At 24.7% G+C, this 13,906-nt stretch carries 11 protein-coding genes; 10 read left to right on the top strand and 1 reads right to left on the bottom strand.

The annotated features are described in order from the left end of the window. Window positions 1-163 precede the first annotated feature (163 nt). From ACXX86_RS03720 to rbfA, 5 genes are read left to right on the top strand one after another with little or no spacing between them, the layout of a single operon-like run. Window positions 164-580 carry a hypothetical protein gene (locus tag ACXX86_RS03720; RefSeq protein ID WP_458559308.1) on the top strand — a complete coding sequence of 139 codons (417 nt, stop codon included), beginning with the start codon at window positions 164-166 and terminating at the stop codon, window positions 578-580. A gap of 7 nt (window positions 581-587) precedes the next feature. Next, complete coding sequence (gene nusA / locus ACXX86_RS03715) at window positions 588-2,282, top strand: transcription termination factor NusA (protein WP_436358549.1); 1,695 nt, start codon at window positions 588-590, stop codon at window positions 2,280-2,282. Then, complete coding sequence (locus tag ACXX86_RS03710; protein WP_458561154.1) at window positions 2,263-2,553, top strand: YlxR family protein; 291 nt, start codon at window positions 2,263-2,265, stop codon at window positions 2,551-2,553. Before nusA ends, ACXX86_RS03710 begins: the two co-directional genes overlap by 20 nt. Then, window positions 2,534-4,339, top strand: coding sequence for a translation initiation factor IF-2 (infB, locus tag ACXX86_RS03705; protein WP_436358546.1), 1,806 nt, complete (start codon window positions 2,534-2,536; stop codon window positions 4,337-4,339). The genes ACXX86_RS03710 and infB overlap by 20 nt, the downstream gene beginning before the upstream one ends. Before the next feature lies 1 nt (window position 4,340). Next, window positions 4,341-4,688: a 30S ribosome-binding factor RbfA gene (rbfA, locus tag ACXX86_RS03700; protein ID WP_436358544.1), complete on the top strand. Its 348-nt coding sequence runs from the start codon at window positions 4,341-4,343 to the stop codon at window positions 4,686-4,688. A 178-nt stretch (window positions 4,689-4,866) separates the two neighbouring features. On the opposite strand, the gene ACXX86_RS03695 is transcribed toward rbfA, so the two are convergent. After that, window positions 4,867-6,222, bottom strand: coding sequence for an ATP-binding protein (locus tag ACXX86_RS03695; protein ID WP_436358542.1), 1,356 nt, complete (start codon window positions 6,220-6,222; stop codon window positions 4,867-4,869). Window positions 6,223-6,597: 375 nt separating this feature from the next. Here ACXX86_RS03695 and ruvA point away from each other — a divergent pair, with 375 nt between their 5' ends. From ruvA to aspS, 5 genes are read left to right on the top strand one after another with little or no spacing between them, the layout of a single operon-like run. Next, on the top strand, window positions 6,598-7,248 hold the full coding sequence (gene ruvA / locus ACXX86_RS03690) for a Holliday junction branch migration protein RuvA (RefSeq protein ID WP_436358541.1): 651 nt from the start codon (window positions 6,598-6,600) through the stop codon (window positions 7,246-7,248). Next, the gene (gene ruvB, locus ACXX86_RS03685; RefSeq protein ID WP_458557246.1) at window positions 7,226-8,185 is read left to right on the top strand and encodes a Holliday junction branch migration DNA helicase RuvB; all 960 of its coding nucleotides are present in this window, start codon (window positions 7,226-7,228) and stop codon (window positions 8,183-8,185) included. Before ruvA ends, ruvB begins: the two co-directional genes overlap by 23 nt. A 37-nt stretch (window positions 8,186-8,222) precedes the next feature. Continuing rightward, on the top strand, window positions 8,223-10,832 hold the full coding sequence (gene secDF / locus ACXX86_RS03680) for a protein translocase subunit SecDF (protein ID WP_436358539.1): 2,610 nt from the start codon (window positions 8,223-8,225) through the stop codon (window positions 10,830-10,832). A 12-nt stretch (window positions 10,833-10,844) separates the two neighbouring features. After that, window positions 10,845-12,107: a histidine--tRNA ligase gene (gene hisS / locus ACXX86_RS03675; protein WP_458559314.1), complete on the top strand. Its 1,263-nt coding sequence runs from the start codon at window positions 10,845-10,847 to the stop codon at window positions 12,105-12,107. Continuing rightward, window positions 12,094-13,797 (top strand): aspartate--tRNA ligase, encoded by a 1,704-nt coding sequence (aspS, locus tag ACXX86_RS03670; RefSeq protein ID WP_458559315.1) that lies wholly within the window; start codon window positions 12,094-12,096, stop codon window positions 13,795-13,797. Before hisS ends, aspS begins: the two co-directional genes overlap by 14 nt. The last annotated feature ends 109 nt before the right edge of the window (window positions 13,798-13,906 follow it).

Genomic DNA, 13,906 nt, shown 5'->3' with positions numbered 1-13,906 from the left:
AAAGTGACATTTTATATTGGGAATGGGGGGTGACATTTTATTTCTGTTTTAATAAATTTTCATAATTTATTTATAAAAAAAATATTATTGGTTTATAATTATATTAATAGTAATAAAAAATGGTTGCTGTTAGCAACCTTTTCATATATTTTTAAGGAGAAAAATGGATATTTTAGAAAAATTAAAAGAGAATTTTAGTTCAATTTTAGAAGCTTATTTTGAAAAAGAAGGAAGTCTTAATTTTTTAAGAATAAAAACAAATTTTACTGATTTGAATGATGTTGAAAAAATTTCAAGAAAAATATCTGACTTTTTAGATAAAGAAGATTTTATAAAAGAAGAATATTATTTAGATGTATTTTCCAAAGGTACTGACATTGATATAAATATAGAAAATATAGAAGAATTTACCAATAAAAAAATTCAAATTTGATTTAATAAAAAAGATTTTATTATAGGAAAATTAATCCAAAACAATGAAAATACTTTATTACTAGAAATTAATTTAAAAGGCAGAATGAAAAAAGAAGAAATAAATAAAGAAAAAATAGAAAAAATTAATTTATATATAAATATTTAGGAGAAAAATGGCAAGAAAATCTGTAAATTCTAAAAATATTTCAAAGAACAAAATATTTTTTAATCAATTAAAAGAAATTTCAGAATTTAGAAAAATAGATATACAAACAATTATGAAAATTCTTGAAGATTCTTTTATAAAAACAATTACTAAAAACTTAGATCCTGACGCTGAAATAGAACTAATTGTTGATTATGAAAATGAAAATATTAGATTAGTAAACAAAACAGCTTTAGTAGTTTCTGACGAAACTTATAATGAAGATATTGCAGCAGATGAAGGTTTAAAAACTTGTGAAATTTCCATTTCACAAGCAAAACAATTATTTGCACACAAAGTTCAAGAAGATGAAAAAGTTTCTATTGATATTGATTTTGAAACTTTGCCAAAAAATATATTTTCACCAGTTCAGCAACAATTTAAACAAAAAATTGCCGAACTTGTAAGAGAAGCTGTTTATCAAAAATATTCAACTTTAAAAGGAAAAGTAGTAAAAGCAAAATTAATTTCTAAATTAAGAGCAGGATACTTATATGAAATTGAAGACGATCAAGTTCATGCATTTATGCCTAAACACTTAGCTACAAATTCTAAAAAGAAGAATGAGCTTGGTTTAAGCGAAGATGTTTATATTGAAGATGTGCTTGAAGAAGTAAAAGATACACAAATAATTATTTCTAACTCATCAAATAACATCTTAAAAGACTTAATTGAAAAAGAAATTCCTGAAATTGCAGCAGGAGAAATAGAAATCTTTAGAATCGCAAGACACGCAGGTGAAAGATCAAAAGTTGCTATTAAATCTACATCTGGAACAGTGATTAATAATGTTGGAGCATTAGTTGGAAAATCCGGAAGCAGAATTGAATTAATAGTAAATGAACTCGGAGAAGAAAAAGTGGATATTATTGAATATTCAGAAGATTTAAACCAATTTATAGTAAATGCTTTAGCACCAACAAGAATAGTTTCTGTTTTACCATTTAAATCTAAAAAACTTAATAAAATTGTTGTTGTTGTTCCTGATTCACAACATTCGCTTGCTATTGGTAAAAAAGGAATTAATGTTACTTTAGCTTCTGAATTAACAAGATCAAGAATTGATATTTATTCTTATTCAAAAGCTTTAAATGATGGTTTTAAATTAAACTGAAATGGAAATATTAGTTCTGAAAGTGAATTAGAAACAATCGAAAACGAATTTAAAAATAGAACTTCAGCAAATGCTAAAATCAAAAAAGCACCTTATACTACTAATAAAACAAGAAATAGTAAATCTAAAATTAATCCTAATTATTTACTTGATGAATTTGATAAAGATATTCAAAAATATAACGAAGATTTTGGTTTAAATATTTCTGAAGAAACAGCAAATAGCGAACAAAAAGTAGAAAAAAATGATTCAACTTCAAAATCATCAACTAAAGTTGAAAAAGATTCTGTAGTTAAAAATAATAGAAAAGCAAATGTAAATAAATTTGATGGTGATAGCATTTTTGACAATGCATTTTCTGATTTTCAAGATAATATTGATAACAACAAACCAAAAACAGAAGAACTTTATACAAAAGAAGATTTAAAACAAATTAGTGAAGAAATTAAGAATTACAAAATGGATAATGATTTAGCTGAATTTGCTGGTTTAAATGATTTTGATTTTGATATAAATGATGCTGATTGAGATGATGAAGAAAATGAATAATGACTATTCAAGAAAATGCATTTTTTCAAACAATATCATCCCTATAACAAAATTAATGCGTTTTACTAAAACAAAGGAAAATACAGTAATTATAGACAAAAACAAAAATCTACAAGGGCGTGGAGCTTATATAGAAAATGTCAAAGAGAGCATTTTAAAAGCTTTTGAGAAAAAACTTCTTAATAAGTCTTTTAAAATGAATATAACAAAAGAAAATTACGATCAATTAAGAAAGGAAATAGAACTAATTTATGGCAAAGAAACACATTAGAAAATCTAATACAGAAGAAATTAAATCCCAGTTAGTTAGTGTAAAAACTGAATTAAAAGATGGTATTTTTATTTTTACAGGAGCAATGACAATTGCAGAATTTACAAAAAAAATTAATAAACCTGCTAATGAAATCATTACAAACCTTTTTAAAAAAGGAAAAATGTATACTTTAAATCATACACTTTCTGAAGATGAAATAGCTGAATTGTGTATTGAATATGGTTTTGATTTTCAAAAAGAAGTAGAAATAAATGCTTCCAACTTTATGGATGAAGTTGAAATAAGTGATCATGAAAGTGAACTTGAAAATAGAGTACCAATAATTACTATAATGGGACATGTTGATCATGGTAAAACAACATTATTAGATACTATAAGAAAAAGTAATGTTGCAAGTGGTGAAGCTGGTGGTATTACTCAACACACTGGTGCTTATCAAGTTGAATACCAAAACAAAAAAATAACCTTTTTAGACACTCCAGGTCACGAAGCATTTACAGAAATGCGTGCAAGAGGTGCAAAAATAACAGATATTGTTATTTTAGTAGTTGCTGCTGATGATGGAGTTATGCCTCAAACCATTGAGGCAATTGATCATGCAAGAAATGCAAAAGTTCCTATAATAGTTTTTGTTAACAAAATTGACAAACCTTCAATTGATATTGAAAGAGTAAAATCAGAACTTTCTACCCACAATATTCTTCCTGAAGAATGAGGAGGAGACAATATGTTTGTTTATGGCTCTGGTAAAACCGGTCAAGGACTAAACGACTTATTTGAAGCAATTAATTTACAAGCGGAAGTTCTTAATTTAAAAGCAAATAGAAATAGATATCCTATCGGTACAGTAGTTGAATCAAAATTAGATAAAGGTAAAGGAGTTACTGCAACATTAATTGTTCAAAATGGAACTCTTTATCCAAGAGATTTTATTGTTGCAGGTTCTAAATACGGAAAAATTAGAACAATGCATGATTCCCATGGACAAATTCTTGAAAAAGCAACTCCAGGTACTCCTGTAGTTGTTACTGGTTTAAATTATGTGCCTTTAGCAGGAGATAAATTCTTTGGTTTTCCAGAAGAAAAATTTGCTAAAAATTTAGCTGAAGAAAAAGCTTTTGTAGATAAACAAACACAACTAAAAGAAAGAAATTCCGTAATTTTTGAAGAAGGTAAAAAAGTTATTAATTTAATTATCAAAAGCGATGTGCACGGAACTTCAGAAGCTATAAAATCATCTTTAGAGAGATTAAAAAACGATGAAGCTTTTGTTAATGTAGTACATGCTTCTGTTGGAGATGTTACAAAAGCAGATATTTTACTTGCAGAAGCATCAAATGCAATTATTTATGTATTTAATACAAATGTCCCAAGCTCTATAAAACAGTTTGCAACTCAGCAAAAAATAGAGATAAAAGAATATTCTGTAATTTATAAAATCACCGAAGAAGTAGAGACTTTATTAAAAGGTTATAAAGAACCAAAATATGAAGAAGTTAATATAGGTGAAGCATTAGTTCTTAAACTTTTTAGTTATTCAAAAGTTGGGATTATTGCTGGATGTACTATGATTAGTGGTAAATTTAAAAATAACTGTAAAGTTAAAGTTATTAGAAAAAATAAAGTTATTTATACAGGAAAATTGGACTCTTTAAGAAAAGGTCCAAATGATGCTAAAGAAGTAGCAATGGGTATGGAATTTGGTTGTCATATTTATAAATATAACGAAATTCAAGTTGATGATACTATTCAAGCATTTGAAGATGTTTTAATTGAAGAATAATATGAACTCAATTACATTAAGAAAAAAAGAATCCCACTATTTTTTACTAGTTTCTAAAATTATAAGTGAAGAAATAACAAATGCTAATATAATTGGAGCAACTGTAAATGATGTAAAACTTTCTAACGATGGTTCACATTTAAAAATTTATTTAAGTTTTATAAAATCACCTCAAAAAGGTTTAGAAGCAATAAATAATGCAAAAGGATTTATTAGAACTCAATTATCCAAAATAGTAAATTCTAGAACAGTGCCACAATTACATTTCTTTTTAGATGAAGTATTAGACAATGCACAAAGAATAGAAGAAATACTTGCTAAAATCAAAGAAAAAGATAACTCTAAGTAAGTTATCTTTTTTTATTTAGGATTATTAATATAAAGTCATAAATTGAAAAAACATTTGGTTAAGCTTTCTCAGTTTAATGTATTAAAAAACTGTTTATGCCTGTTTTATGGGGCAAAACGGTTTTTATTTATCTGATTTAATTACATTTTATTGTGTTTTGATTTTTATTAATTCTCATTTAATTATTTTTTATTTTTCAATAACCCTTTTTTGAACTTCCTATATATTCTATTTTATTTTCTTCTTTTAATTTAGCAATATCACGTTCAATTGTTGTTTTAGACACTCCTAATATATTTTTAAGATTACTTCTTGTTATATTATTATTTACTTTCATTAACTCTAAAATTTTCTCTATTCGTTTTTTAGTATTTTGTTTTAAATTTTGGGCTTCATTTTGGGCTTCATTTTGGGCTTCATTTTGGGCTTCATTTTGGGCTTCATCTTCTATTTTATAATTTCTATTGAATAATGTAACAATCACGCCGTTATCAGAAATATAGTATTTAGGTTGTTTTTTAAAATCAGAATAATCTTCAAATATTCTTCTTACTCCTGTTGCATAGTTTTCTATCATATCAATTTTATCTAATGCATTTACAATGATTTTATTTCTTTTTGCAGCCATTCCCATTTTTATATTTTCAAGAGTTAAACCATCAGGTAAACTACCTGGTGAAAAAATTTGAACTCTATCTATATAAAATTCAATTTTTACATCACCGCTTAGTGTATAGTCTCTATGGCAATAACAATTTACAATAGCTTCTCTCAATGCTCTCTTAGGAATGTCTAAATACTCTTCTCTATCTGGTTTACCTGAAATGGTAACTCTTTTTCTATTGGATAAACTAGAAAAATACAATATCTCATCTAGCTGTTTTAAAATTGACCCAGTAAATTCTTTTTTATCTAAAAATTCAATAACTCCCTTATCTTGAAACACTGCGAATTTACTTATTGTTGGATTTTGATCACTTAACAACAAAGCAGCATTATTATATTTATCATTTTTGCCTTTTAACGATAAAGCATATATATCAAATTTTATATTTTTTTCTTTAAATCTATTTTCAATATATGTAAAAGTCAAATCATTTCTATCAATACTATTTGATTCAAAATCATTTGATGGATGATTTCTAATCATTCTTTCAATTTCATTAAAACTTGCAACTCTTTTTGTACTACCAACTCGAATAAAAATCCCTTTAGAATTAAATCCTTCTCCTTCTTTATAAAAATAAGGTTTCTCCTTACCTTCAGTTATTTTAATTTTAAAAGGTATTTCATTAGGAAGAATATCAATTAAGTTTATAACATTTGGACTAAAAGCATTTGACACTCAATTAGATAGCAATTGTTCTCATTCTTGTTTTTTATTTTCTATCAATTCTTTATCAATACTACCATCATCTCTAACTCCTAGATGTATTTCTCCACCCTTGCTGTTTAAAAAAGAAACTATTTCTGCTTTTAGTTTATTTGCTTTATCTGGAATATCAATTTTATATTCAATTTTACTATTTTCCATATATCTCCCTATTTATGCGTTTGTTGTTTTCAAATATCATTCAATGAATTTATTATATCCAACACTTTATTTATTATATTTAAATTTTAATATTGTTTTAAAATTCAGAAATAGTTGATTTATTATACTTTTTCTTTTAATTAAATTATACATAACATAACTTATTTTAGTTTAAATCAATTGAAAATTTAATTAATTTTCTAAATCTATGTTTTTAAATTAATTTTTATTTATTTTTTTATATTAATTTATAAATAGGGACTTTAATAATACTTCAATATTTAAAATTTTAGGAAAAACGAGCTTATTTTCCTAATTTTTTTCTTTTTTATTTGTTTTTTATAAAAAAAAGAAACTTTTAGATGGAGGAAAAAAATGGAAATTTATAAAATAGGAAAAATAGTTTCAAAAAACAAAAATTACATTATATTAGAAAGTTCATCAACAGGACATCTTATATATGTTGTCAATAGCGATAAATTTGAAAAAGGAGAAAATAGAAAAGTTTATATTTACAATTGAGAAAATGATTATCAAAAAACAACATATGGATTTGAAAATTTTAGAGAAAGAATTTTATTTGAAGATTTATTAACAATATCAGGTGTTGGTCCTAAAACAGCATTATCCTTTATTTCTGAAGGATGAGAAAAAGGAATTAATTTAATTGCAGAAGGTGATTGAGAAAGACTTTCAAAATATACTTATATATCACAAAAAATAGCAAGACAAATTGTTTTTGATTTTCAAAATAAATATAGAAAAATATTAAGTAATTTAAAATCCAAAGAAGAAAAAGTAGATGAAAACAGCACAGAAAATGAATCTCATGAATTTGAAAATGAGTCTAATTCAAAACTTGATTTTAAGGTAATGAGTGAATTAGAAGATACACTTAAAGTCCTTGGTTTCCAAAAAAGACAAATTGATTATGCGATTTCATCTTTAGAACCAAGTGAAAATTTTGAATTCTTAGTTGAAGAAGCTATTAAATTAATTTCTAATGCAAGAGAATTTAGAAATTAGACCAAAAAATTTCGATGAATTTATTGGTCAAACAGAGCTAGTTAATACAATTAAAGTTTTAATAGGTTCATCAAAAAAGCGTAAAAAAACTCTTGATCATTTATTGTTTTTTGGACCACCAGGTCTTGGAAAAACAACTTTAGCAAAAATTATTTCAACGGAATTAGATGGTCAAATTAAGTTTATACAAGGTTCTTTAATAGAGAAAAAATCAGATATTCTTTCAATTTTTGGTTCTGTTAAAAAAGGGGATTTAATTTTTATTGATGAAATTCATTCTATGAATAAAAATATGGAAGAATTACTTTATACAGCAATGGAAGAATATGTAATTGATATTCAAATTGGAGTAGATGGAGAAAATAAAATAATGAGAATGAAATTACCTGAGTTTACTTTAATAGGTGCTACAACTAAATTTGAAAGATTAAGTCAACCATTAAAAGATCGTTTTGGTTTCATTGCAAAATTACAAAAATATTCTCCAGAAGAAATGAAAATCATTGCAAAAAATTCTTCATCAAAATTAAATATAGAAATTTCAGATAATGATATAAGATATATCACTAAATTTGCTAATAGTACACCAAGAATTTTAAACAATATTTTAAAAAGAATCAGAGATTTTTATATTTTTTCTCAAAAATCTAAAATTGATAAAAATTTAATTGATGAAACTCTTAAAAATATTGGAATTCATCATAATGGTTTAACTCATTTACATGTTGATTATTTAAAACTTTTAGGTAATATTTTCAAAAGAAAAAGTGTATCTTTGGATGTAATTTCAGGAATTTTAAAAGATAATAAAGATAACATATTGTTAAATATAGAACCCAATTTATTAGAATTAAATTTAATTGAAAAAACTAGTAGAGGGAGAAGAATTACGATTGAAGGAGAAGAATATTTAAAAAAATATAACTATATTAGTTAAAAATAACTAAAAATACCTTATAATATAAAATATTATTATGAAAAAGTTTTTTAGAAATATATTTAGTGCTAAAAATTGAAAAAGGTGATTTATTGCTTTTTTCACTTTTTCAACAGTCATAGTTTCAATTACATTAGGAAGCAAATATTATATTTCAAAAAATATTAATAAATCTATTGAATACGGTGGTGGTGCTGAAGTTCTTGTTCAAGTTACTTCAGAAGATAAAAATAAACCAATCGATAATGAAACAATAAAAAGGGCAGACCAAGCAATATTTAATCGTTTAACCGGTGGAGTCGGTTTAAATGGTACACAAGTTGCAATTGAGGGCGAAGGTAGAATAAGAATTTCTCGAAGTGGAATAACCACTAATGAAGAAATTGTTGATTTTACAAATGAAGTTATTGCAAAACAACAAATTATAATCACAGACATAAATAATAAACCTTTATTTTATAATGGAAAATTTACTACAGGACAAACTTTAGATTTTGAAAACGTAGATAAATGAAACGAAAGAGATTATGTTGCACCATTTAAATCAGGTGGAGCAAAAGAACAAATTGATAGCAATAATAGAAATCAAGTATTAATTAATTTAGCTGATAAATCTGGTGAGTTAGAATGAACAAAAGCTACTGACTATATTTCTAAAAGACCAGCAGGACAAAATTTAATTTTAGTTTGATTAAACTTAAAAGATTTAATTCATCTTGCTAATACTAACTTTAGAGATGAATGAGTTCATTCTGGATTTAATCCATATAAATTTGTTCATGTTAATGAAGAAACACAACCAAAAACTGTAACAAATCCTGAAACACATCAACCAACTGTATTTCAACCAATTTTAAAAGAAGCACAATTTGATGCTAAAAAATATTTAATTTCATCTGCTCAAGTCAATAGTGCTTTATCTGGTGAATCTTTTGTTATTCAAGGAAATTTCACATCAAGTGAAGCAAAACAGTTAGCTTTAAATATAAATTATGGAACCGATAATTATTCATTAAAACTTTTATCTTCATCATTTGTACCTAGAGATTTAGGAGAGAATGCATTTAATGGAGCTTTAATTGCAGGAATAATTTCAATTTCTATAATTGCTTTATTTATGATAGTTAATTATGGACTTCTTGGTTTCTTATCTACAATTTCTTTAAGTTTATATATATTTCTAACTTTATTATTATTCACAACAGTAAGAGGGGAATATTCACCTTCTACTATTGCTGCTTTAATAATAGGAATTGGTATGTCTGTCGATGCGAATATAATATCGTTTGAATCGATTAAAAAAGAAATTTATATGGGTTCTAGCAGCATTAAAGCAAATAGTAAAGCAAATAAATTTTCTTTTTCTACAATTCTGGATTCGAATATAACGACATTAATTGTTGCTGTAATTCTCTTCTTTTTTGGGACCAAAGATATTAAAGGTTTTGCAGTAACTTTACTATTTTCTGTGTTATTTACATTGTTAATTATGCTGTTCTTTACAAAATGAATTACAACAATGCTTGTAAAAACGGGTGTATTTGATAAAAATAAATTTTTATTAGGGGTTAGAAAAAAATACATTCCTTTATATGCAAGAGGTTATGTTGCAAAAATAGAAAGACCAGAATACCTAAATTATGTTAAATTTACTCACTACATTCCAGTTATTATTTTTATAGCTGCTTTTATTGTATTTACCACATTTGCAGTAATAAATAAGGATTTTATAAAAGGATTTAACCTTTCTTTAGAGTTTAGTGGTGGAACAAATATTTTAGTTGAAACTAAAGATAAAGATTTTGATTTTCTAACTTTAAATAAAGCAAATGAAATCAAAGACTTTCTTGAAAATAAAGGAATAATAAACGATAATCATCAAATTATTATTCAAAAAGTAGATCAACAAGCAGATATTTATAATGTTATAGTTAGAACTAATCAAAATATAACTAATATTCTTAATGAAATTAGTTCAGAATTAAATACTAAGTTTCAAAATATAAATATTATTACATATAGTATTTCTTCAGAAGAAGCAAGAAGTTTAGTAAATAATGCTATTATTTCTGTATTAGTTGCACTATTTGCTGTTATCTTCTATATAATTTTAAGATTAAGATGAACATTTGCAATAGCTGCAATTATTTCGCTAATTCATAATGTTATAATAGTTTTCTTAATCTTTATCATTTTCAGATTACAAATCTCACCAATTTTTATAGCTGCTATACTTTCAATAATTGGTTACTCTATTAACGATACTATAGTTGTTTTTGATAGAATTAAAGAAATCTTTAAAGAATTACCATATAAAGAAGTTAACGACTATAATAGATTAAGATTTATAGTTAATAAAACTATTAAAGAAACTATAAAACGTTCAATCTTTACTTCTTTAACAACAATTTTAACTGTATTAATTTTAATTATTTTTAAAGATTCAACTGATTTATACTTTAACATTGCATTGGTAACTGGTGTTGTGTTTGGAACATATTCATCATTATTTATCGCAAGTCATATTTGATTATTAGTTGAGACTTGAAGAAACAAAAGAAAAGCAAAAAGAATTGCAAATAAATACTGAAATACTCAAAAAATAAAAGAACAAACTTTTGTTGGTATTAATGATTTTGAAGCATAAAAAAGGAAAAAAATGTATATAAAACCAAAAGGCACAAAAGATATATACGATAAAGAAGTGTTCTTGTTACAAAAAATACAAGAAACTTTTTTTAATATTATAAAAAATTGAAATTTTAAATATATAGAAACTCCAATTTTTGAATATTCAAATTTATTTATTAGAACATCTGGAGAAACATCGGATATAGTAAATAAAGAAATGTATTTATTTAAAGATAAATCCGATAGAGAGTTAGCTCTTAGACCGGAAGGAACCGCTTCAACAGTAAGGGCTATTTTGGAAAATAAGTTATATATAAATAATAATAAGTTTGCTTATTTTGGACCTATGTTTCGTTATGAACGCCCACAAAAAGGACGTTTTAGACAATTTTATCAAGCTGGAATTGAATATATTAGCCAAAGCAATTATCTATATGATTTTGAAATTATAAGTTTTGCTACAAGATTTTTAGAACTTTTAAAAATTAAAGAAGTAAAGTTAAAAATTAACTGTTTAGGTTCAAGAGAAGACAGGGAAAAATATTTAGTTGAATTAAAAAAATATTTGATTACTCATCAAGATGAATTAGAAAAAGAATCAATTATTAGATTAGAAAAAAATCCTTTAAGAATTTTAGATGATAAAATAGAACAGACTAAAACATTTATCAAACAAGCACCAAAAATTTTAGACTTTATTAATGAAAAATCAAAAAATGAATTTAATAAATTGCAGGAGTTGATGCAAAAACAAAATATTGATTTTGAAGTAGATGAATTTTTAGTTCGTGGACTTGATTATTATGATGATTTTGTTTTTGAGTTTGAGTCAAGTTCAAAAGCTCTTGGTTCTAAAAGTACATTAATTGGTGGTGGAAGATATAATAATCTTTTTTGAGAACTAAATGGTCCACAAATGTCTGCAATTGGACTTGGAATTGGAGTTGAAAGAATTATTGAAATTTTAGACTTTAATAATGATTTTAATTATAATTCTGGAATTGATATTTATGTAGCAAGTTTTAATGAAGATGAATTTAATATAAATAATAAACTAATTCTAGAATTAAGAAAACACAACTTTAAGGTAGAATCCAATAAAGAAATTCAAAAAATAGCTAAAATTTTTGCAAAAGCAGAAAACATTAAAGCAAAATATATTTTATTTAAAGAAAAGAATCAAAAAAATACAGAACTAACATTAAAAAACCTTAGTACAAATGAAAAAAAGATTTTGCAAATAGTTGATATAAAAGCTTTTATAAAGGAAATACACAATGAAATTAATTAATAATAACGAATTAAATATAAAAAATGTAGGACAAACAGTTACTTTATATGGTTGAGTTCATAACATAAGAAAATTTAAAAATTTCACTTTTATTGATTTAAGAGATCGTTGAGGAATTACACAAATTATCTTTAATAATGAAGAAAAAAACTTGTTTATTGCTAAAGAGTATGTAATCCAAGTTACAGGAAAAGTTTTTGAAAGAAAAGAATATAATGATAATTTAGCTACCGGACAAATTGAAGTTATTGCTGATGAATTAATTATTCTTTCTAAATCAAAAGAATTGCCTTTTGAAATTAATGATAAAATTAATGTATCTGAAGAACTAAGATTAAAATATAGATTTTTAGACTTAAGAAGAAATATTTTAAAAGACACCATTATTTTTAAAAATAAAGTTTTTAAATATTTAAGAGATTTCTTAGATGAAAATGATTTTATCGATATCGAAACCCCAATTTTATCTAAATCAACACCAGAAGGAGCAAGAGATTTTTTAGTACCAACAAGAACTAAAGGAAAATTCTTTGCTTTACCACAATCACCACAATTATTTAAACAAATTTTAATGGTTTCTGGATTTGAAAGATACTTCCAATTTGCAAAAGTTTTTAGAGATGAAGATTTAAGAAAAGATAGACAATTTGAATTCTTTCAACTTGATCTTGAAATGTCTTTTATAGATGAAAAAGATATTCAAAATCTTGTAGAAAAAATGATGAAATACCTGTTTTCAAAATTAAATATTCCTTTAGAAATTCCTTTCCAAAGAATTGATTATGATTATGCAATCGATAATTATGGTAGCGATAAACCTGATTTAAGATACCAAAATAAATTAATTAATGCAAACATTTTAAATAACGAAAATGAATTTTTATTTAGTAACTCTACAACAAAAACTCTTTTTTTAGAAAAAGAAACAATTTCAAAAAAAGATTTCAAACATTTAGATGAAATAGTTCGTAAAAATAAAGGAAATAGATTACTTTATTTAATTTTAGAAAAAGGTCAAATAACATCTACTTCTTTTAAAATTGCTGATTTTTCAAAAATAAACAATTTTATACAAGAGCAAAAATTTAGTGATGGAACATTATTTATAGTTAATGATGAATATGAAAAAGTTTGTCAATCACTTGGAGCTTTAAGAGTAGAATTAAATAATTTATTTAAACTTGCTGATGAAAGTCTTTATAAATTTGCTTGAATAGTAAATTGACCAATGTTTGAATACGATGAAGAAAACAAAAGATATGCAGCTGCTCACCATCCTTTTACAATGTTTCAAGAACAATCAATTGACACTTTCCAAAGTGATCTAAAATCAGCAAAAGCTAAAGCATATGATTTAGTCTTAAATGGTTTTGAAGTTGCAGGAGGTTCTATTAGAATTCACGATAGTGAAATTCAAAGAAAAATGTTTGAAACCATTTCAATGTCTAAGGAACAAGCAGAAAGTCAATTTGGATTCTTTTTAAATGCTTTAGAATACGGTGTTCCACCTCATGGAGGAATTGCTTTTGGTTTAGACAGACTAATTATGATTTTAACAAAATCAGAATCCATTAGAGACGTTATTCCTTTCCCTGTAAATTCAAAAGGTATAAACTTAATGATTGATTCACCTTCAGAAGTTACACAAGAACAACTAGATGAATACTTTTTAGAACCAAAGCAAAAATAACGAAAATAAAGAAAAATCACAAAAATTCATCTGTGATTTTATTTTTTAAACTCCGGTAGTGTAAGATATTTTGTGTAAATTTCTCTTGCTTACTTTTTAGTAAGAGATT

It is taken from the genome of Mycoplasma sp. CB776, assembly GCF_054343395.1.
This window is presented reverse-complemented; position numbering and strand designations above follow the sequence as displayed.